The 20,759-nt window shown below is 28.7% G+C and carries 19 protein-coding genes and 1 pseudogene; 18 read left to right on the top strand and 2 right to left on the bottom strand.

Annotated features, from left to right (window positions below; genetic code table 11):
- The first annotated feature begins 5 nt into the window (after window positions 1-5).
- The 17 genes from RMN92_RS09625 (at window position 6) to RMN92_RS09545 (ending at window position 18,320) form a co-directional block, all read left to right on the top strand.
- The gene (locus RMN92_RS09625; RefSeq protein WP_309609244.1) at window positions 6-935 is read left to right on the top strand and encodes an NAD-dependent epimerase/dehydratase family protein; all 930 of its coding nucleotides are present in this window, start codon (window positions 6-8) and stop codon (window positions 933-935) included.
- The gene (locus RMN92_RS09620; protein ID WP_309609243.1) at window positions 922-1,959 is read left to right on the top strand and encodes a glycosyltransferase family 2 protein; all 1,038 of its coding nucleotides are present in this window, start codon (window positions 922-924) and stop codon (window positions 1,957-1,959) included. Before RMN92_RS09625 ends, RMN92_RS09620 begins: the two co-directional genes overlap by 14 nt.
- A 12-nt stretch (window positions 1,960-1,971) precedes the next feature.
- Window positions 1,972-3,081 (top strand): glycosyltransferase family 4 protein, encoded by a 1,110-nt coding sequence (locus RMN92_RS09615; protein WP_309609242.1) that lies wholly within the window; start codon window positions 1,972-1,974, stop codon window positions 3,079-3,081.
- A 4-nt stretch (window positions 3,082-3,085) separates the two neighbouring features.
- Window positions 3,086-4,960 carry an asparagine synthase (glutamine-hydrolyzing) gene (gene asnB / locus RMN92_RS09610; protein WP_309609241.1) on the top strand — a complete coding sequence of 625 codons (1,875 nt, stop codon included), beginning with the start codon at window positions 3,086-3,088 and terminating at the stop codon, window positions 4,958-4,960.
- Between the two features lie 7 nt (window positions 4,961-4,967).
- Window positions 4,968-5,630 carry an acylneuraminate cytidylyltransferase family protein gene (locus tag RMN92_RS09605; RefSeq protein WP_309609240.1) on the top strand — a complete coding sequence of 221 codons (663 nt, stop codon included), beginning with the start codon at window positions 4,968-4,970 and terminating at the stop codon, window positions 5,628-5,630.
- Window positions 5,627-6,667 carry an N-acetylneuraminate synthase gene (neuB, locus tag RMN92_RS09600; protein ID WP_309609239.1) on the top strand — a complete coding sequence of 347 codons (1,041 nt, stop codon included), beginning with the start codon at window positions 5,627-5,629 and terminating at the stop codon, window positions 6,665-6,667. Before RMN92_RS09605 ends, neuB begins: the two co-directional genes overlap by 4 nt.
- 204 nt (window positions 6,668-6,871) lie before the next feature.
- Window positions 6,872-7,651, top strand: a complete 780-nt coding sequence (locus tag RMN92_RS09595; protein WP_309609238.1) for a glycosyltransferase — start codon at window positions 6,872-6,874, stop codon at window positions 7,649-7,651.
- Window positions 7,648-8,538, top strand: a complete 891-nt coding sequence (locus tag RMN92_RS09590; RefSeq protein ID WP_309609237.1) for an FkbM family methyltransferase — start codon at window positions 7,648-7,650, stop codon at window positions 8,536-8,538. Before RMN92_RS09595 ends, RMN92_RS09590 begins: the two co-directional genes overlap by 4 nt.
- A 1-nt stretch (window position 8,539) precedes the next feature.
- A complete protein-coding gene (locus RMN92_RS09585) occupies window positions 8,540-8,971 on the top strand; it encodes an SAF domain-containing protein (RefSeq protein WP_309609236.1) in 432 nt (143 codons plus the stop codon).
- Window positions 8,972-9,137: 166 nt separating this feature from the next.
- On the top strand, window positions 9,138-10,262 hold the full coding sequence (gene neuC / locus RMN92_RS09580; protein ID WP_309609235.1) for a UDP-N-acetylglucosamine 2-epimerase: 1,125 nt from the start codon (window positions 9,138-9,140) through the stop codon (window positions 10,260-10,262).
- The gene (locus RMN92_RS09575) at window positions 10,259-11,635 is read left to right on the top strand and encodes a hypothetical protein (RefSeq protein WP_309609234.1); all 1,377 of its coding nucleotides are present in this window, start codon (window positions 10,259-10,261) and stop codon (window positions 11,633-11,635) included. The genes neuC and RMN92_RS09575 overlap by 4 nt, the downstream gene beginning before the upstream one ends.
- 12 nt (window positions 11,636-11,647) lie before the next feature.
- On the top strand, window positions 11,648-12,787 hold the full coding sequence (locus RMN92_RS09570; protein WP_309609233.1) for a glycosyltransferase family 4 protein: 1,140 nt from the start codon (window positions 11,648-11,650) through the stop codon (window positions 12,785-12,787).
- A gap of 4 nt (window positions 12,788-12,791) precedes the next feature.
- Entirely contained in the window at window positions 12,792-13,346 is a 555-nt protein-coding gene (locus tag RMN92_RS09565) for a DapH/DapD/GlmU-related protein (protein ID WP_309609232.1), read from the top strand.
- The gene (locus tag RMN92_RS09560; protein WP_309609231.1) at window positions 13,346-14,464 is read left to right on the top strand and encodes a glycosyltransferase; all 1,119 of its coding nucleotides are present in this window, start codon (window positions 13,346-13,348) and stop codon (window positions 14,462-14,464) included. The genes RMN92_RS09565 and RMN92_RS09560 overlap by 1 nt, the downstream gene beginning before the upstream one ends.
- The gene (locus RMN92_RS09555) at window positions 14,461-15,528 is read left to right on the top strand and encodes a glycosyltransferase (RefSeq protein ID WP_309609230.1); all 1,068 of its coding nucleotides are present in this window, start codon (window positions 14,461-14,463) and stop codon (window positions 15,526-15,528) included. The genes RMN92_RS09560 and RMN92_RS09555 overlap by 4 nt, the downstream gene beginning before the upstream one ends.
- The gene (locus tag RMN92_RS09550) at window positions 15,529-16,887 is read left to right on the top strand and encodes an O-antigen ligase family protein (RefSeq protein ID WP_309609229.1); all 1,359 of its coding nucleotides are present in this window, start codon (window positions 15,529-15,531) and stop codon (window positions 16,885-16,887) included. It abuts the gene before it with no gap.
- A gap of 38 nt (window positions 16,888-16,925) precedes the next feature.
- The gene (locus RMN92_RS09545) at window positions 16,926-18,320 is read left to right on the top strand and encodes a sugar transferase (RefSeq protein ID WP_309609228.1); all 1,395 of its coding nucleotides are present in this window, start codon (window positions 16,926-16,928) and stop codon (window positions 18,318-18,320) included.
- Here RMN92_RS09545 and RMN92_RS09540 read toward each other — a convergent pair.
- Together RMN92_RS09540 and RMN92_RS09535 are read right to left on the bottom strand one after the other, a co-directional pair.
- Window positions 18,300-19,427: a DUF4105 domain-containing protein gene (locus tag RMN92_RS09540; protein ID WP_309609227.1), complete on the bottom strand. Its 1,128-nt coding sequence runs from the start codon at window positions 19,425-19,427 to the stop codon at window positions 18,300-18,302. The two genes, RMN92_RS09545 and RMN92_RS09540, sit on opposite strands and share 21 nt — an antisense overlap.
- Before the next feature lie 43 nt (window positions 19,428-19,470).
- Window positions 19,471-20,463 carry a PorV/PorQ family protein gene (locus RMN92_RS09535; protein ID WP_309609252.1) on the bottom strand — a complete coding sequence of 331 codons (993 nt, stop codon included), beginning with the start codon at window positions 20,461-20,463 and terminating at the stop codon, window positions 19,471-19,473.
- A gap of 195 nt (window positions 20,464-20,658) precedes the next feature.
- Here RMN92_RS09535 and RMN92_RS09530 point away from each other — a divergent pair.
- A pseudogene (locus RMN92_RS09530) lies at window positions 20,659-20,759 on the top strand (phosphatidylserine synthase); the annotation flags it as partial.

Genomic DNA, 20,759 nt, shown 5'->3' with positions numbered 1-20,759 from the left:
CCTAAATGATCTCAACCATATTAATCACAGGAGGTGCAGGAAATGTAGCAAGTGCTTTGGCCAATAAATTATCTGAAAATTCAAATAATTTTATTGTTATTGTCGATAATCTTTCAACTGGAAGTATTTCGAAAATACCTCAAAAAGAAAATGTCAAATTTATCAAAGCAGATGCCAATAACTATAATGATATTGTTCCTATTTTTGGCAGATATAATTTTGATTATGTTTTCCATTATGCTGCGGTTGTTGGAGTTAAGCGCACTCTAGAAAATCCAATGATGGTTTTGAATGATATTGAAGGCATAAAAAATATACTATCATTATCCAAAAATTCAGGAATAAAAAGAGTTTTCTTTTCAAGTTCTTCCGAGGTGTATGGCGAACCATTCGAAATTCCTCAAAATGAAAATACAACACCTTTAAATTCAAGGCTTCCGTATGCAATTGTTAAAAATGTAGGTGAAGCATTTTTCAAATCCTATTTTCAAGAATATGGATTAAATTATACCATTTTTAGATTTTTCAATACTTACGGTCCAAACCAAAGTGAAGATTTTGTAGTGCCAAGATTTGTAAAAGCAGCTTTAAAAAACGAACCAATTTATTTGTATGGTGACGGACTTCAAACTCGTTCTTTTTGTTATGTTGACGATAATATTGATACCTGTGTAAAAGCAATGAATATTGATGTTTGTTTGAACGACGTGCTTAATGTAGGTAGCGATAAAGAAATGACAATATTATCACTTGCAGAAAAAATAATCAGTATTACCAATTCAAAATCCAAAATAATTCATTTGCCACCACTAGAAGAAGGTGATATGACTCGTAGATGTCCAGATACCACAAAAATGAAAAATATTTTGGGCAGAGAACTTATAACATTAGAAGTTGGTATCAATAAATTAATAACTCACTATGAGAATAGGTAATAATCCTGAAAAAACAGCCAATAATTTAGTAGTCGAAAATTATCATAGAATAGTTATTCCAGTATATATTCCAAATTTCGAAGGCTATTTTGAACAAGCTTTTGAAGTTTTTAGACTTTGCCTAGAATCCATTTTGTTAACCATTCATGAAAAAACCAGAATAACAATTTATAACAATAATTCTAATGATATAATTAAAAATTATTTAGATTCGAAATATGAAGAGTCAAAATTCATAGATCAAGTTTTTCATTCCAAAGAAAATTTGGGGAAAATAAATGCAATTTTGGCTGCTGTAAAAGGTAATTTGGAACCAATTGTAACAATAACTGATGCAGATGTTTTGTTCAAACAGAATTGGCAATCTGAAGTAGAAGTCATTCTTAAAAATTTTCCTCAAGCAGGAATGGTCAGTCCAGTGCCGTCCAGTATTGCTTTTAACAATCGAACTGCCAACAATTGGATTTATGCATTATTTAGAGGTAAACTTTTTTTTGGCAGTGTTATTGACCCATTGGGTTTGCAAAGACTTGACGATAGTTTAGGAAACGAAATAAAGTTTTATAAAAAAGTACATCTCGAAAAATATTTAATACTAAAAAATAAATCCAATAATCAAGAAGCTGTTATGGGTTGTGGTCATTTTGTGGCTACAATACGAAGAGAAGTTTTCGATAAAGGAACTGCGGAGCCAGCTTTTATAAAAATACAAAAAGGAGTCGAAGGAAAGTTTATTGATTTACCAAATGAGGAACTTGGTTTTTTGAGGCTAGCAACCAAAAATAATTTGGCATATCATATGGGAAATCGTACTGAAAAATGGATGTATGAAGAATTTGAGCTTCTAAAAACAATAAAACCTAATGTCTCGATTGATTACAACGATTTAAAAAGCTCAATTCGATTTAATTTTATTCAAATGAAAATAGGAAGATTAATAAGCCGTATTTTAGCAAAAAAAACTTTTAGAGATATTTTTTTTAAATATAAAGGATTAAGTAACTCCGAAATTACAGAATATTAAAAATAATTTTTAGTGAAAACTTCAAAAATAATCATTACCGAACAACCAATTCCGTTTGCTAAAAATGGTTCTTGGACGCAACGAATTGAATATTTTTTAAAATCAGATTTTAATAATATTGATCACTTTATTTGCGGTAAAACTAATGAAAGTTTAGTTTCAAAAACGCATTTTTTTAAAGTTTCACAATTCAAAAACAGAATAATAAATAAATTTTTTCCTGATTTTAGATTCAAAAATTATATCGATGTCTTAAATGATTTATTCAAAGAAAATGACCATTTAATAATTTGTGTTATTGATAATATAAAACTTAAAAACACAATTAGTGATTGGATTGAAATCAAAAAATTAAAAAATCATGTTACACTTATTTTTTATAATTGTGGCTATTCTTATTTTTTAGAAGATTTAGAAAACAAAAAATTTCTCAAAAATATCGATGAAATGATTTTTTTGACCAAATCAGCCTATCAATTTAATAAAAATAAATATTCAGAATTAACACCCGAAATTTCAGTTTTAAATAATCCTATTGATAAAAATAAATTTCATCCAATTTCAAAATCCGATAAAGAAATTATTCTCAAAAAATATAATTTCGAAAATAAAATAGTTTATTTATGGCTTTCGCATGATCGAGAAAAAAAAGGTTTAGATATCGTTCTAAATGCTTGGAAAGATTGGGCGAATAAACCAAAAAACGTTGAATTGTTAATTGTTGGAGCCAATAGAAATTTAAAAATTGAAAACGTTCATTTTCTAGGGCAAATTTCAACCGATTTGGTTAACGAATATTACAAATTGACCCATGTTTATTTGTTTCCAACACTCTGGAAAGAAGGCTTTGGACTCAGTTTGTCTCAAGCAATTTGTTCGGGTTGTTTTTGCATTGCTGCCGATAATGGTGGCGTTTCTGATTTTTTTCTACCAGAAAATGGTATTTTGATAAAAAATCCAAATCAAGTAGAAAACTGGAAGGATAGTTACCAAAAATCTTATTTAGAAATAGAAAATAACTGGCAAAATAACAATTCGGGAAATCAAATTTTAGATTACGAAGAATGGTCAAAAAAATTCGCAGCGATTTTTAATAAATGGCATAAACGATTAAACCTATAAATTTATGTGCGCAATAAATGGTTTAATAAATTGGGTCGAAATTTCAAATTCTGATGCTTCTAAAATAGAAAAATCTTTGCTCGAGATGAATTATCGTGGACCAGATTATTCTAATTTTCAAGTTTATTCTAATTGCATTTTGGGACACAATCGTTTGTCGATTTTAGATTTAAATACAAGATCTAACCAACCAATGAACTCTGTTGACAAACGATATTCAATTGTTTTTAATGGTGAAATTTATAATTTTCAAGAAATAAAATGCGAACTACAAAATCTTGGAATTAATTTTATTAGCACATCAGATACCGAAGTTTTATTACAGGGATTTATAAAATTTGGACAAGAAATCGTCGAAAAATTGCGAGGAATGTTTGCTTTTGCGATTTGGGATAATGAAACCAAAGAATTATTTGTTGCTAGAGATAGATTTGGAGAAAAACCATTTTATTTCATTCATGAACCACACAAGTATTTTGCTTTTGCATCTAATCTAGCGGGAATTGTAGAACTTACAAACCATAAATTAGAAATTAGCAAACAAGCCATTTTCGAACTTTTATCACAGCAAAGTATTGATGTTGATTCGTGTATTTATCATGGAATTCATAAATTACAGCCAGGATATCTCATGAAAATAAATGCAAACGATATTAATAAAAAAAAATATTGGACCTTGGATTATTCTAACAAAATAGAATCAACATTCAAAGAATCCAAAGAAAAAATCCATCAATTATTAATAGATTCTGTTCACGAACAATTAATTGCCGATGTTCCTGTCGGTTTATTTTTGAGTGGCGGTGTAGATTCATCAGTCATTGCTTCGATTGCATCAAAAAATAAATCAGACATAACTGCAATAACAATGTCAACTCCAGAAAACAAAAATTTTGACGAAGCCGAATCTGCATCTTATGTTGCTAAAAAGCTTAAAATTAATCACACAATTGTTATTCTTGATGACAATTGTGTGAACGATTTACCTAAAATTCTAAAAACAATAGAACCTTTAGCGGATGCTTCATTGATTCCAACAATGGCAATTGCCAACGAGGCTCAAAAAGATTTCAAAGTAATGCTTTCTGGCGATGGCGGTGACGAAATTTTCGGGGGTTATAAATTGCCAGTTAAGTATAATGAAACAAAATTTACGGGAAATTTCTTTACTAAATTCATTGTTGGAAACATTTTAAAAAGCAGCAATTCGTTTTTGTCAAAAAAATTAAATGATAAAAGAATCCTTAAATATGCAGGTTTAGAAACCTATTTTGAAAATTCGATTTTAAATCTAAATGAAGCAAAAATTTTATTAAAATCAAATCAATTATTTGAAAATAAAAACTCTAAATATTTTAATGAATCAAATTATTTCACAACACAAGATGCCGATAAATTTCTTTATGTTGGAGTTAAAAATAAGCTAGTCAATGATTTTTTACATAAAATGGATTCTGCTAATATGTTTTATTCAGTAGAATCTCGAGCGCCTTTTTTAGACCATCGCATTATTGATTTTACATCGCAATTATCAATAAATCAATTAATGCCAAACGGAATCGATAAACAAATTTTAAAAAGTATTGGATCAGAATATTTGCCAAAGCCGTTTTTCGAATCTCCTAAAAAGGGTTTTTCTATTCCATATTATGATTATCTGAAAACAACATGGAATGATTTATTGATAAAATTAGTCAGTGAAAATATTTCAGAAGATTTAGATTTAATAAATAAAAAATATGTTTTAGAATTGATAATTAATTATCGAATAAAACCAACATTTGCTATTGGTAAAGTTTTATACAGTATTTTAGTATTCGAAATTTGGTTGCGTGTTTTTCATTTAAAACAAAATCCAAAAACTATTAATCTGAATTAATTTAATTTTGAAAACAATAGCTATAATTCCAGCTCGCGCCGGCTCAAAGCGTTTGCCAAACAAAAATATTATGCATTTAGGCAATATTCCTTTATTGGCTCACAGTATCATATTTGCAAAGCAGCATAATTTTATTAGTGAAGTTTATGTCTCAACAGATAGTAAAGAAATCAAAAAAATAGCAATTCAATATGGAGCAAAAGTTATTGATCGTCCTGAAAACATTTCAGGCGATTTCGAACCAACTGTTTCTGCGCTAAAACACGTTTTGGAGGATATGGAACAAGTGGATAATGTTATTCTGTTGCAACCAACAAATCCGTTACGTCCAGAAAATTTATTAAATGAAGCTTTTGAGATTTTCAACCAAGAAAATTATGATAGTTTATTTACAGTGTCTAGAAATTTTCAAAAACTCGGAAAAATTTTGGACAATAAATTTAAACCATTCAATTATGAAATAGGTCAACGAAGCCAAGATTTAGAACCTTTATTTTTTGAAAACGGATTATTATATATTACCAAAGCAAAATTAATTTTAGATGATGTAATTATCTCAGAAAATGCATTTCCATTGGAAGTAAATCATATTTTTGCCAATGTGGATATTGACACAAATGAAGATTTTGAATATGCAAAATATTTGCTTAACAAATTTGAACAAAAATGAATCCATTTATAGAAATCGCAGGTCGCAAAATAGGTCAAGATTTTCCGCCATTAGTCATTGCCGAAATTGGCATCAATCACGAAGGTTCTCTGCAAGTTGCCAAGCAAATGGTCGATGCAGCCAAGCGAGCAGGAGCAGAGGTTGTCAAGCACCAAACCCATATTGTTGCTGACGAAATGAATAAAGAAGCCAAAAAAGTAATTCCTGGCAACGCAACCGTTTCTATTTATGAAATTATGGAACGCTGCGCACTTAATGAAGCTGATGAATTGGAACTCAAAAACTACGTAGAGAGCCAAGGCATTATTTTTATATCAACCCCATTTTCTCGTGCTGCAGCGGAACGTTTGAAAAAATTTGATATTCCAGCTTACAAAATAGGCTCTGGCGAATGCAATAATTATCCGCTTTTGGAACATATTGCTACTTTTGGCAAACCTATCATTTTGAGTACAGGAATGAACACTGTAGAATCTGTTCGAAAAGCGGTCGAAATATTTGACAAGCATAAAATTCCAGTAGCACTTTTGCATACCACCAATTTATATCCAACACCCATTCATTTGGTTCGTTTTGGAGCGATGACCGATTTACACAATGCATTTCCAAATAAAGTTTTCGGACTTTCTGACCACACATTAAATAACAACGCTTGTTTGGGAGCAGTTGCTTTGGGCGCAAGTATTCTTGAGCGACACTTTACCGACACAATGCACCGTCAAGGGCCAGATATTGTCTGCAGCATGGACGAAAACGCGACCAAAGAACTCGTAATTTCAACCAATGAAATTTGGCAAATGCGTGGCGGAATCAAAAAACCAGCCGATGAAGAGCAAGTAACCATCGATTTTGCTTTTGCAACGGTTTGTACTATTGCAAATATCAGAGAAGGAGAACTATTTACGAAAGAGAATATTTGGGTAAAACGGCCAGGAACAGGAAAAATTCTCGCGGAATATTTCAAAGATATTCTTGGAAAAACAGCAACTCGTGATATTCAAAATGATGAACAATTGACTTTTGAAGATTTTAAATGATTTATTATTTTTAATTTTTTTAAAGTATTAATTAAATTTTTATGAACTATTTGTATGGATAATGAAAAATAAAATAGTTTATCTAATAAAAATCTACAACAGAAGCCATAAATCGTAAACTTACAAAAGGAAATATATCAAATCTGCCATTAATAAATAAACTTAATCGAAGTGTTACACACATATTATTAAATTTGCATTATTATGATTTCAATAGTTATTAGAAATAGAAACGAAGGAGTAGCACTTGAAAAAATACTGTCAATCTTAACAAGCGTATATTCAAATGATTACAATGAAATCATAATTATCGATAATAATTCCATAGATAATAGTATTGATATAGCTAAAAAATTCAATTGTAAAATATTCAATATAGATAATTTCAGTTATGGTCGCGCAACAAATTTAGGTATTGAAATGTCATCCTCAAAATATGTTTTGCTTCTGAGCTCTCACTCAATACCTGTGGGTAATAGTTTCTTTAAAAACACAATTTCTGTTTTAAAAAATTCTAATAAAATTGCAGGAGTCAGATTTATTAATAGTATTGAGAATTACAATAGAGCTGTCCAAAATAATTTTGTTATTAAAGAACCATTAAAATATGGCTTGATGACTGGTTGCGCCATTGTAAATAAAGAAATTTGGTTAGATTATAAATTCAATGAAGAGTTGGTTTTTAGTGAAGATAAGGAATGGTCTCAAAGAGTATATGATAACGGATATGAGATTATAGATATGAATGAAACTTTTTTTTATTTTATTAAAAGAGATGAAAAATCAAGTTTGAGGAGGATTAAAAATGAGAGCATAGCAAAAAACCTCATGTATGATATGAAACCTCAAAGTGTAACATCTTTAATATGTTCATTTTTTTTAAAAATATTAATAACAAATAATATTAATTATTTAAAAAACCTTAGATATGATTTTTTACTTTTAAATATTAAATTTGAAATTAACAAAGCATCGAAAAAATGACATCTACAAATAAAATTTTAAACCTTAATAGAATAAACTTTAAAAACAGGTTTAGAGTATTAACTTATTTATTCAAAACTATATTTAAAATTAAAACATCACAAAACGAGAAAAATTTTTATTCATTTTATTGTAGTTTAATTATTCCTAATGCATTTCTTATAAAAGAATTAGACAATGCGTTTATTATACAAATTAAAAACAATACTAATTCTAAAATAAAATTAAGGAAAATCCCATCAAGTGACATTTTAGTTTTTAGTCAAGTATTCATTTGGGATGAATATTTGCCTGTTGTAAAGCTTTACAATAAAAATTTTAAAAATAGTATTGATTATAAATTAAATATTATTGATGCAGGTAGCAATATTGGTTTAACATCTATATATTTTTTAGAGCATTTTAACTATGCAAATGTTATATCTATTGAACCAGAAAATGAAAATTTCATGATGTTAGAACATAATTTAAACAATAATAATTTCAACATATCCAAACCAATTGAAGGCGGAGTTTGGAACTCAAATAAAAAGCTTAAAATTGTAAATGATTTTCGAGATAAATCAGATTGGGCTTTTAGAGTCATAGAAACAGAAGAAACAGTAGGTATAATTCAAGCCTATACAATCAATCAATTAATAATAGATAATAATTTCGATATTATTGATATATTAAAAATTGATATAGAGGGTTCTGAAAAAGAAGTTTTTACATCTCAAAATGCAAATTTAGAATTTTTAAAAATAACAAAATTGATAGCTATTGAAATTCACGATGAATTTAATTGTCGTGAACATATCAATAAGATTCTTGAAGATTACGGATTTGATTGTATCGAAAAAGGTCAAACAACAATAGGTATTAACAGATTCCTTTTTAATAATTGAAATGGTTAATTATAATAATAGACTTATAAAGCTTGATTTCCTTGGAGGAATTGCAATTATTTTAGTGTTGATGTTGCATCAATATCTATCGCATTATATGGATTATATCAACCGCAGAGGTTCGGATATGTTTTCTGGTATGGATAAAAATGAGTGTAAGAAACTCATTATCAATAGCCCCGAAATAGCTCAAATGCTTTGTGGAACTCAAAAATCTGCTAACGAAGAACAAGTCACCTTCCATTTTGCATTCTCTACCGCTTGTAGTATTTCAAACATAAAAAAAGGAGAAACATTTACCAAAGAAAATATTTGGGTAAAACGCTCAGGAACAGGAAAAATTCTGGCTGAACATTTCAAAGATATTCTAGGAAAAACAGCAACTCGTGATATTCAAAACGACGAACAATTAACATTACAAGATATAATTTAAAATATTTATTTGAGCCAATTCCAGCTGTGCATTGCAAGCTTTTTCATTTCAAACTATTTTTGTAATTTCCAAAAAGAGCTTCCTTCAGTCGCTTTTTTGCAAAAACAAAAATTAGTTTTCAATTTCAAAAGGCTTTCCATTTCCATCTGGGGCAAAAAAACACTAAATGAAAAAAATCTTATTCCTAACAGGCACTCGAGCCGATTTTGGTAAAATAAAATCACTCATTCAAATTCTTGAAAAACACCAAGATTTTGAAGTTTTTGTGTTTGTTACTGGAATGCATTTACAGCATGAATATGGTTATACACTTTTGGAAATAGAAAGGTGCAAATTTTCAAACGTCCATACTTTCGAAAATCATACTCACGAAACCACTATGGATTTGACACTTGCAAAAACTATTGCAGGATTGTCTTCCTATGTTAAAGAAATAAATCCTGACCTAATTGTAATTCATGGCGATAGGGTAGAAGCTTTGGCAGGTGCAATAGTTGGGTCTTTAAACAATATTTTGGTTTCTCACATTGAAGGTGGAGAAATTTCTGGAACCATAGATGAATTAATAAGACATGCTACAAGCAAAATGAGTCATATTCACTTTGTTTCGAACCAGTTAGCAAAATCAAGATTAATCCAAATGGGAGAAATTTCAGAATCCATCTTTGTTATTGGTTCCCCTGATTTGGATATTATGTTTTCCACTAACTTGCCAGATGTAGCAACTGCAAAAAAATATTATCAAATTGAATTTGAAACCTTCGCAATTGTTATGTTTCATCCAGTAACTACAGAATCAAAATTAATGCAGGAGCATGCAGAAAATTTCGTTCAAAGCTTGCTAAATGACCATCACAATTATGTCGTAATTTTTCCAAATAACGATTTGGGAAGTAAAACTGTTTTGGAAGCGTATCAAAAATTAAAAAATGATAGCCGTTTTAGAATAATTCCATCGCTACGTTTTGAATATTTTTTAACCTTATTGAAAAACGCCCAATTTCTTATTGGAAACAGTAGTGCAGGTATTCATGAAGCGCCATATTTTGGTATTCCAGTAATTAATATTGGTACAAGACAACAAAATAGAACTTCAAATTCAGATATTATTAATGTAGATTATTCAATAAAAGAAATTGCAAATGCATTGTCAAATATTGATAATTATAAAATGCAACCTTTGAAAAATGATTTTATAAATGGAAATAGCTCAGAATTATTTCTTCAATCTTTAAGAAATCTTGATATTTGGAATCTCAATCACCAAAAACAATTTAGAGACATACAATGAAAAATAATAAACTACTTTTAATTTTTCCAGATGGTGTTGGCATTAGAAATTATTTATATTCTAGGGTTTTTAAGAATACTAAATTCGATTTAATATTGTTTCATAATTTTGATTCTCAATCAATTACTGAAATTAAAAAAAACACTACTATTTTAAATGAAATTACGATACCAGAATATAAAGAATCAATCAAAGAAAAATTTTTAAGAGAATTAATTTGTTTGGCAAGATTAAAATACAATTCAGAAATCACTAAAAATAAGTCACTTTTAACCAACTGGAATTGGAATCAAAAAACATTTTCGAAAAAGATTTTTTATAAAACTATTGAAGCCATTTCAATATTTTACAAAAAATATTCTAATATTTTAAAGTTAGAAATTCGCTACCAGAAAGCCATTCGTAAAAATATATTTTATAAAGAAATTAAGTCAATTTTAGAAAAAGAAAATCCCTTAGGCATTTTTTGTTCCCACCAAAGAGGTTTAAAAATGGCTACTATTTTTGCTGCCGCAGCAGATTTAGCAATTCCAACTTCAACCGTTATTTATTCGTGGGATAATTTGCCAAAAGCAAGATTGGCGCTTAGAGCTGATCAATATTTGGTTTGGTCGGATTTTATGAAAAAAGAAATGAAGTTGTATTATCCCGAAATTTCACAGGATAAGGTTATTGTAACAGGAACGCCACAATTCGAATTTTATGAAAATAAAGATAATATAATTGATAAAGAAATATTTTATAAAAATTACAATCTAGATTTCAATAAAAAAGTAATCTGTTTTTCTGGCAACGATGAGAAATCATCTCCAGACGACCCAAAATACTTAGAAGATGTTGCAAAAGAAATTGCAAATTCAGGATTTGAAAATAAATACCAAATTTTATTTAGAAGATGTCCAGTAGATTTGTCAGGAAGATTTGATAAAGTTATACACAAATATGCAGGATTAATTAAAGAAGCAACACCATTGTGGTATTTTAATGATGCTAAAAATTGGACTACCATTTATCCTACTTTTGAAGATGTAAAATTATTAGCCAGTACTGCTTTCTACTCCGATGTTGTAATTAATGTGGGATCTACTATGGCTTTTGATTTTGCAATGTATGATAAACCCTGTATTTTTATACATTATGACCAAGAAGAAAAATTAGACGTAAGATGGTCTACAGAAACCATTTACCAATTTCAACATTTTAGGAGTATGCCAAACAAAAAAGCTGTTATTTGGTTGGATAATAAACGAGAAATAATAGATAAAATCGAAAAAGCATTATCTTTAAACCATAATGAACATATGGATAGTTGGAAGAAAATTGTATTGGGCGACTATCAAAATGCTTCAAGTAGTATTTTAAAAAACATTTAAAATTACAAACAAATGCATATCTGTTTTATAGCAAATGAATTTCCACTACCAGACATATCTTATGGTGGTATTGGTACTTTTTTGGTTTCATATTCAAAAATTTTGATAGAAAATGGGCACAGTGTCTCAATTGTAGGGACTGTAAATTCTAAGAAAGACATCATAGAAAAAAAAAATGGTGTTGAAATTTTTTATTTTCAACAATCAAAAATTAAAGGATTAAAGTGGTTTTTTAATTCAAAAAAATTGTCAAAAAAAATTTCAATTATCCATAAAAATAAACCAATCGATGTTATTGAAGCACAAGAAGCAGGTTTTGCTTTTATAAAAACACCAATTGGAATTAGAAAAATAATTAGAATGCACGGTGGACATTCTTTTTTTGCAGAATTTGAAGGAAAAAAAATTAATTTTTGGAAATTTTTTCAAGAAAAAAAATCCTTCAAAAAATGTGACGCGGTTATAGCCACATCCGAATTTGTAAAAACACAAACTTTAAAGCATATAAACTTCGAAAAAAAACCTCAAACAGTAATTAACAATCCAATTTTGATTGATTTATTTTCTCCTCAAGATAAATCTAAAATCATTTTTGGATCGGCAGTTTTTGCAGGAACTATCTGTGAGAAAAAAGGAATAAGACAACTTTGTTTGGCAATACCAAAAATAATTGAAGAGTTTCCCGAATTTCATTTGTATGCATACGGGCGAGATTGGTTTTTTCCAGATGGTAGGCTTTATAAGGATTGGCTTTTAGATCAATTATCAGAATCCATTTTAAAACATGTAACATTTCTAAAGCCAGTAATTTACGAGGAATTGCCAAATGTATACGCAAAAGGGGAAATATGCATATTTCCTTCACATGTAGAAGTTCAAGGCTTGGTTGCTCCAGAAGCCATGAGTATGCAAAAACCAGTTATTTTTACGAAATTTGGACCTGGTCCAGAAACAATTGATGATGAAATAAATGGTTGGCTGTGTGACACTAAAAGTAGCGATAACATTGCGGATACAGTAATTAAAGTCTTCAAAATGCGCAAGAATTTTGAAAGTATTGGAAAACTTGCAAGGAAGAAAGTTATAAATAAATTTGAGCCAAAAATCATTTACAATCAAAATATTTCTTTTTACGAATCAATTATAAAATAAGTTAATGACAATAGTGGCTTTAATAGTATTGGATTATAAGAAGTACAAAAAATACGGAGGAAATTTTTTCAGCATCGTTTTTTTTACACAAGGTTTTTGGGCTATATTTCAGTATCGAATAGCACATTTTTTTCATTCAAAAATTAAAATATTCCCACTAAATTTTATTTTTAAAATTCCACTATTATTTTGGCAAAAAAACATCGAAATTATTACAGGAATTTCTATTCCTGCCTCTGCAAAAATTGGACATTCGTTTTATATTGGACATTTTGGGGGTATTATTTTAAATGCAAATACTGAAATTGGTAACAATTGTAATATTTCTCAAGGTGTTACCATTGGTATTTCAGGGACAGACAATAACCGAGGTGTTCCAATTATTGGTAACGATGTTTATATAGGCGTAAATTCTGTAGTTGCAGGAAAAATTATAATTGGCAACAATGTTTTAATTGGTTCATGTTCATTGGTAACTACACATGTCGAAGACAATTCTGTAGTCTCTGGCGTTCCAGCAATTGTAATTTCCAAAAATGGATCTAAAGGTTATATATAATGAAGTTACTTGTAGTTTCAAATGCACCGATAATAAATAAAGACAATTCTTGGTTTGCTTACAGTCCGTATGTTAAAGAAATGGAAATTTGGTCAAAATATGCTAATGAATTTGCTTTTTGTTGCCCTGAATGGAGACAGGAAAATGGACTTTTAATCTCAAAAATCCCTTTCAATATTTCAAAAATATTTTTATTATCAGATTTTAATGTTACATCTTTGGTATCCATTTTTAAATCTTTTTTTCAGATAATTTATAATGTGATTATAATTTTCAGAGCCATGATTTGGGCAGATCATATTCATTTACGTTGCCCTGGAAACATTGGTTTGTTGGCATTAATTGCACAGATATTTTTCCCAAGCAAAATAAAAACTGCAAAATATGCTGGAAATTGGGATCCAAAAGCTAAAAATCCATGGAGTTATAAATTGCAAAAATGGATTTTAAGCAATACTTTCTTAACAAGAAACATGAAAGTTTTAATTTATGGTCAATGGGAAAATCAATCTAAAAATCTAAAATCTTTTTTTACAGCTTCTTATTTTGAATTTGATAAAACAGACATCAAACCAAGAAACTTTTCAAACGGTATTAAAATTATTTTTGTGGGCACATTATCATCAGGAAAAAGACCTTTGTATGCCATTCAATTAATTGAAAAACTTCTTGAAAACGGTTTCAAAGTTGAGCTATTATTTTTTGGCGAAGGCAATCAAAGAAATGTTTTAGAAGATTATATAACGGATAATAAATTATCTGAAAAAGTATTCATCAAAGGAAATCAAGATATGGAAACTATAAAAAAAGCCTATCAGGAAAGTCATTTCGTCGTTTTGCCATCTGAAAGTGAAGGTTGGCCAAAAGTAATAGCCGAAGGTATGTTTTGGGGTTGTGTACCAATAGCAACTCATATTTCTTGTGTTTCTAATATGTTAGATAATGGAAACAGGGGCTTAATTTTGAATCTCAATTTACAAAACGATCTACAAAATATTCAAATACTTATTCAAGATAATCATAGATATAATGTAATGAGCGAAAAAGCGATTAATTGGTCAAGAAAATATACATTAGACTATTTTGAGCAAGAAATAAAACTACTTTTGCAAGCATGAGGGTTTTACAAATTATAGATTCCTTGGATGCTGGCGGAGCAGAAAGAATGGCAGTTAATTTTGCCAATGCTTTGTATGAAAAAATTGAATTTAGTGGCATTGTAGTAACTAGAAATGAAGGCGTATTAAAAAGTCAATTGCATAAAAATGTTCCTTATTTTTATTTGAATAAAAGAAAAACTATCGATTTAAAGTCAATAAAAGTTTTAAAAGAAACAATCATTCAAAATAAAATCGAAGTTCTTCATGCTCATGGAACTTCCTTTTTTACAGTTTTCCTACTCAAAATGGTACATTTTAAAATCAAAATAATTTATCACGAACATTATGGAAATCGTGCTTTGCAATCAAAATTTAAAAATATCCCTTTAATTTTTTGCTTGCTTTTTTTTAATAAAATTGTGGTGGTAAACCATCAAGTTAAAGATTGGTTTATTAATGTTGGTTTCAAAAAAATAATTCTATTGTCAAATTTTGCTAGTTTTGATGAAAATATTGTTTCAGAAACTAAATTATTTGGACAAGATAATAAGAGAATTATTAGCCTTGCAAATTTAAAAAATCCTAAAAATCATATTTTATTACTCAAAGCATTTCAGTCTTTAAATTTAAAAGATGAGAATTGGTCGCTACATTTTGTAGGCAAAATTTTTAATAATGATTATTCAAAACAAATTTCCAATTTTGTTGACGAATTTAATTTGAATGATTTTGTGTATTTATACGACATAAAATCCGACATAAAACATATTTTATCTCAAGCTACAATTGGTGTTTTATGTTCAACAAACGAAGGATTTCCTGTAACTTTGCTAGAATATGGTTTGGCAAATCTTCCAGTAATATGTTCAAATGTTGGTTTTTGTGGAGATATAATAATTAACAAACAAACTGGCTTATTGTTTGAAAATGAAAATGTTAAAGATTTATCATTAAATCTAAAAAATTTGGTTTCTAATATGAATTTAAGAAAATCAATATCTATAAATTTAAATGAGCATATTCTAAATAATTTTAGTCAAGAAAAAACAATCAATGACTTAATCCATGTTTACAACCAATAAATGAAATCTAAAAAAATAGCTTACACTTCTATTGTTTTACTACACATATTGTTTGGTATTTTACTTTATGTTTTTGATAGTTTTACTTTAATTTATGGTCTTTTAATAAATTTTTTTGGTATTTATGTAGTATTTGTTACTCAAAACAAACAAAATCAAGTTTTATACATTGCAGCCTATATTGTTGGAAGTGAAGTAGTTTTAAGAATGACAGGCGGATTTATTTTATATGAAATTGGAAAATATTCTGTCATAATTTATATGTTGCTAGGATTATTTTTTTCAGGATTTAGCAAAAAATCTTTGCCTTACTGGATTTTCCTACTTGTTCTTATTCCTGGTGTAATATATGCATTGATGACATTTAATTTATATACAGATATAAGAAAAGCAATTGCATTTAATATATCTGGACCTATATGTTTGGCTATTTCTTCACTTTATTGCTACAAAAGGCAACTTACATTGAAAGAATTAGACAATGTAATATTATGTGCGCTATTTCCAATAATTACAACGGTTACTTATATGTTTTTATATGCGCCAAGTATAAAAGCGGTAATTACCAGTACACAATCAAATTTTGAAACTTCAGGAGGATATGGACCTAATCAAGTTTCAACAATAGTTGGACTTGGGATTTTCTTGGTTTTTACCAGAGTATTATTTTATTCTAAGCAAACTTGGATTTTAATTCTAAATATTTTATTATTTATTATAATTACTTTTCGTGGAATTGTCACATTTTCTAGAGGTGGAATAATTTGTTCTTTTTTTATGATTACAGGATTACTATTTATTTTATTTATGGTTATGAAACAATCTGGTAAAATAAAATTATTTTTAATTTTGGGTTTTTCAATGTTATTACTTTTGTTTATTGGTATTTACAGTTCAAGTCAAACAAGTGGTTTAATTGAAAAAAGATATGCAAATCAAGACGCAAAAGGTAGAGTAAAAGAAAGTATGCTTTCGGGTAGAGAAACTATAATTGAAAGCGAAATTAAAATGTTCACAGATAATCCTATTTTGGGAGTAGGAGTAGGTCTAGGAACAGAAATTAGATCAGGAACAGGTGATGTGTCAAAAACTGCCTCTCATAATGAAATAACAAGAATGCTTGCCGAACATGGAATATTTGGTATCATAGGATTGATAATATTAGTAGTTACACCATTAATAACTTTTGGTTACAACAGAAAAAACGTATATTTAATTCCTTTTTTTATCTTCTGGCTATTAACAATCAATCATGCTGCCATGCGACTTGCGGCACCAGCTTTTATATATGCTTTATCTTTGCTACATATTTATGCAATTGAAAAACCAAAAATAGAAACCGACAATTTAGACATTTAGCAAATATTTTAAGATATTTGCTTAAAAACCTACCATTAATGTTCTTTAAATCAAAAATCCATTTCGAAATCTCTGAGCGCAAAATTTTGCTTCGACTTTTTGATGTAGTTTCTGTTTTGGGCGTACTATATTTATTAGGTATAATTTTTGAATTTAATTATTTTCAAATTACAGAATCAAACTTTTATTGGACCATTATTTTATCACTTTATTTGCTTTTTTTTGGAACAGTATTCGAAATGTATAATTTGCAATTGGCCAGCAATCAATTTCAAATTTTAAAAAGTATTGTATTAACGAGTTCTGTTACGGTATTGGTCTACTTGTTAACTCCAATAATTACACCTTCTTTACCAGAAAATAGATTGCAGATAATTTTGTTTTATCTGGCTATTTTAATATCACTTTTAGGATGGCGAATGGTCTATGTGAAATTTTTTGCCTCTACAAGATTTTTTAAAAAAGTAATATTAGTTTGCGATCAGGATCAGTTGGTTGAACTGGTAAAAGAACTTCAAAGTGTAGACCCAAATTATAAAATTGAAGCCTATATTGATGTTTCTTTAGAAGGAAAAAACAAAAAAGAACACGACATTATAAAAAGTATTTCATTAGAAAAAATTGATATATTTATTCAAGAAAATAGTATTTCAGAAATAGTAGTTGCCACACAAAAAACGGAAAGTATTACTGTGGAAATGTACAATCAACTCATGAAAATGCTTGAAAATGGTATTCCCATTCGAGAATATACAAACGTTTACGAAAGTATTACGCAACGAATACCAGTTCAATATTTGGCTAGAGATTTTTACCGATATTTTCCATTTTCAAGAAGCAATTATAATAAGTTATATTTAATATTTGTTAGATTTTTAGAAATTGTTTTTTCTACAATTGGACTCATTCTTGGATTTATAATTTCACCATTAATTTTAATTGGAAATGGTATTGGCAATCGAGGTGCCATGTTTTACTCACAAGAAAGAGTTGGTCAAAACGGAAATGTTTTCAAGATTTATAAATTGCGTTCCATGATTGTAAATGCGGAAGAAAACGGTGCCGTTTTTGCTACTAACAACGATGTGAGAATAACTCCTTTTGGAAGATTTTTACGAAAATCTCGTCTGGATGAAGTACCACAATTTATAAATGTATTAAAAGGGGATATGGCAATTATTGGTCCAAGACCAGAAAGACCTGTTTTTGTGAAAGAAATTGCAGATATTATGCCATTTTATCAAACCAGACATATTGTAAAACCTGGACTTACTGGTTGGGCACAAGTCAATTATACTTATGGAGAAACATTGCAGGACAGTTTGATAAAATTACAATATGACTTGTATTACATCAAACACAGAAGCCTTTTTCTGGATTTAAATATTACTGTAAAAACAGTGAGTACAATTTTATTTTACAGAGGGCAATAGTTTTTTATGTCTTAAAACTAATCTTAAAAGTATAATTACATTTGTAATTATTATTGGAAGAACTATCGTAAAATGTATTTTGTTTGTCATGTAAACAATATAAATTGCCAAAAAAACCAAACAAAGAATACTAATATTTTTAATCCATTTCGTATTATTTCTAACTATAAAAAATACAAGTAATAAAAACAGCGGATTAAAAAGCAAAATGTTATAATTCCATAAAACTTCTTTGTGAAATGAATACAAACCAATAGCCGAAAATAACCATCCAATAATTCCCAAAATCATCAAATAAACAATATTCATTCGGTTGTTATTAAAAATTACAAACAACATTAAAAAAGCAATTAATGAATAAATACTATCCAAAAAAGAAAAACCAACAATAGACTTTTTGGCTTCAAAAAGAGTTTTGATTTCCGAAACTAAAGGTTGATTGTTATAGGTTGTAGTTTTTAAATTTTCTAATAAATCCAATGGAAGAAACAAAACAGTAGCCTGATTGTCGACTTTATGACCAAAAATAATACTGATACCCAACTTTTGATAAAACTGCTCTGAAACGTAAGGAAACAATACATCACGATAGGTTTTATTGTCAATATTCTTTTTAACAATAGGTCTATTGACTAAAACTTCATTTAGAATATCAATAACTTTAGTGGTACAATTTCTATCTATAAATTTATAAGTATAAAATTTGTCGTTAGAATTCAATGAAGTATTTAGTTTATCAAATAATTGTTGTTTTTCTGATAATGAAATATTTAAAACTTGCTCATAAATAGATCTATTTTCTTCGTGATAGTTGTACTCAAAATCTTGGTATGCATAGGCTGCGGCATAATATTGCAAATCGCCTTTTACAAATTTCAGCATAAAATTTTCGGTACTAAAATCAAACATACCGTAGTTATAAACAATGTCAATATTTGTTTTAGAATCGTAAATTCTTAAAGCAGTATGACCATAAAGCGAATGTGATTCGTTGGATGTTCCCACAGTTAGAACACTTATTTTAGTGTTTTCTGTAATGGGATATGTTTGAGAATAGCTTGAAATTATAAAAAGAAAATTGAAAAGTAAGAATATTTTTTTTTGCATTTTTTTAAATTTACAAACTTTGGTTTAAAATATAAAAGCCAATTTATCTAAAAATACTCAAATCAACTTTTACTGAAAATACATTCGAATACAAAGCAGCACTCTGATCGCCCAAGTCGGTCAAAGCATAATCAATTGAAATGCCTTTGTACTGAAATCCGAGTCCAATGTTAGGTTGTAATCCAATATTTTTGCTTCCGTCGAGTTGTGTTATTCTTTGAAAATTTCCTGCACCAGCTCTTGCAAAAACTAAATTATTATATCCAAATTCGAAACCCAAAGCGGGATCAATACTTACTATACTATTGGAAATTAAATCGTTGGTTTGTTGAAACTGCATATTTAAATTGGTCGAAGCCAAAAGGCTCATATCATTATGAAATTCAAATTTTTTAGCCATTCCCAATTGTGCTTTTGGCAAAGTAATTTCGCTATTTTCTGGTAAATCTTGATTTTGAAGCGGATTTAAAGTTTGTGCATTTCTAATTTTTGCAAACTCATCTTCATCAATATTCCAAATATTATAAGTTGTTGTAATGTCTCGAAGCATCAAACCAAATTTCCAGTCGTTTTTCTCAAATTGCAATCCAACATCAAATCCAAAACCCCAAGAATTGGCAAAGTTTCCAATAATCCGACGAATTACTTTGGCATTTACACCATACTGAAAACCTTGAATTGGCAATTTTCTTGCATAAGAAAACGTCACGCCATAATCAGCCGTAGAAAATAAGCTTATTCTATTGTAATTGATGTTTCCACTCGGATCGATTAATTCTGTAGTATTTAAAATATCATCCACACCAAATCGTATAATTGATGCGCCCCAAGCACTTCTGTCGTCTATTTTTGTAGCAAAACCTGCATAATCATATTGCGCAATATTCGCAAAATAGTTCGCATGCATGAGAGAAGCTTCTCGATCTTCAATTTTTAATAGTCCCGCAGGGTTCCAATAGCCAGAATTGACATCGCCAGTGTGAGCTACCATAGCATTTGACATTCCAAAGGCACGTGCATCAACACCAATATTCATAAATTCGTTAGAATATTTACGAGCAGTTTGTGCTTTTGCAAGACTAAAAATTAATATAAAAACAAAAAGTAGTGGCTTCTTCAAGGGGAAAAATATTTGTACAAAGATTAAATAAAAATCTGATATAATAAAACTCTACAATGTATAAACTTATTGTGTTAAATTTGCTTAATTTGCCTATCTTAATTTTTAAAAATGAACATAAAAAAGCATATTCCAAATATTATAACCTTACTCAATCTTTTTTGCGGATGTATTGCAGTGGTTTTTGTATCTAAACATAATTTTCAAATGGC

The organism is Flavobacterium sp., from assembly GCF_031363805.1.
Taxonomy (GTDB): Bacteria; Bacteroidota; Bacteroidia; order Flavobacteriales; family Flavobacteriaceae; genus Flavobacterium.
This window is presented reverse-complemented; position numbering and strand designations above follow the sequence as displayed.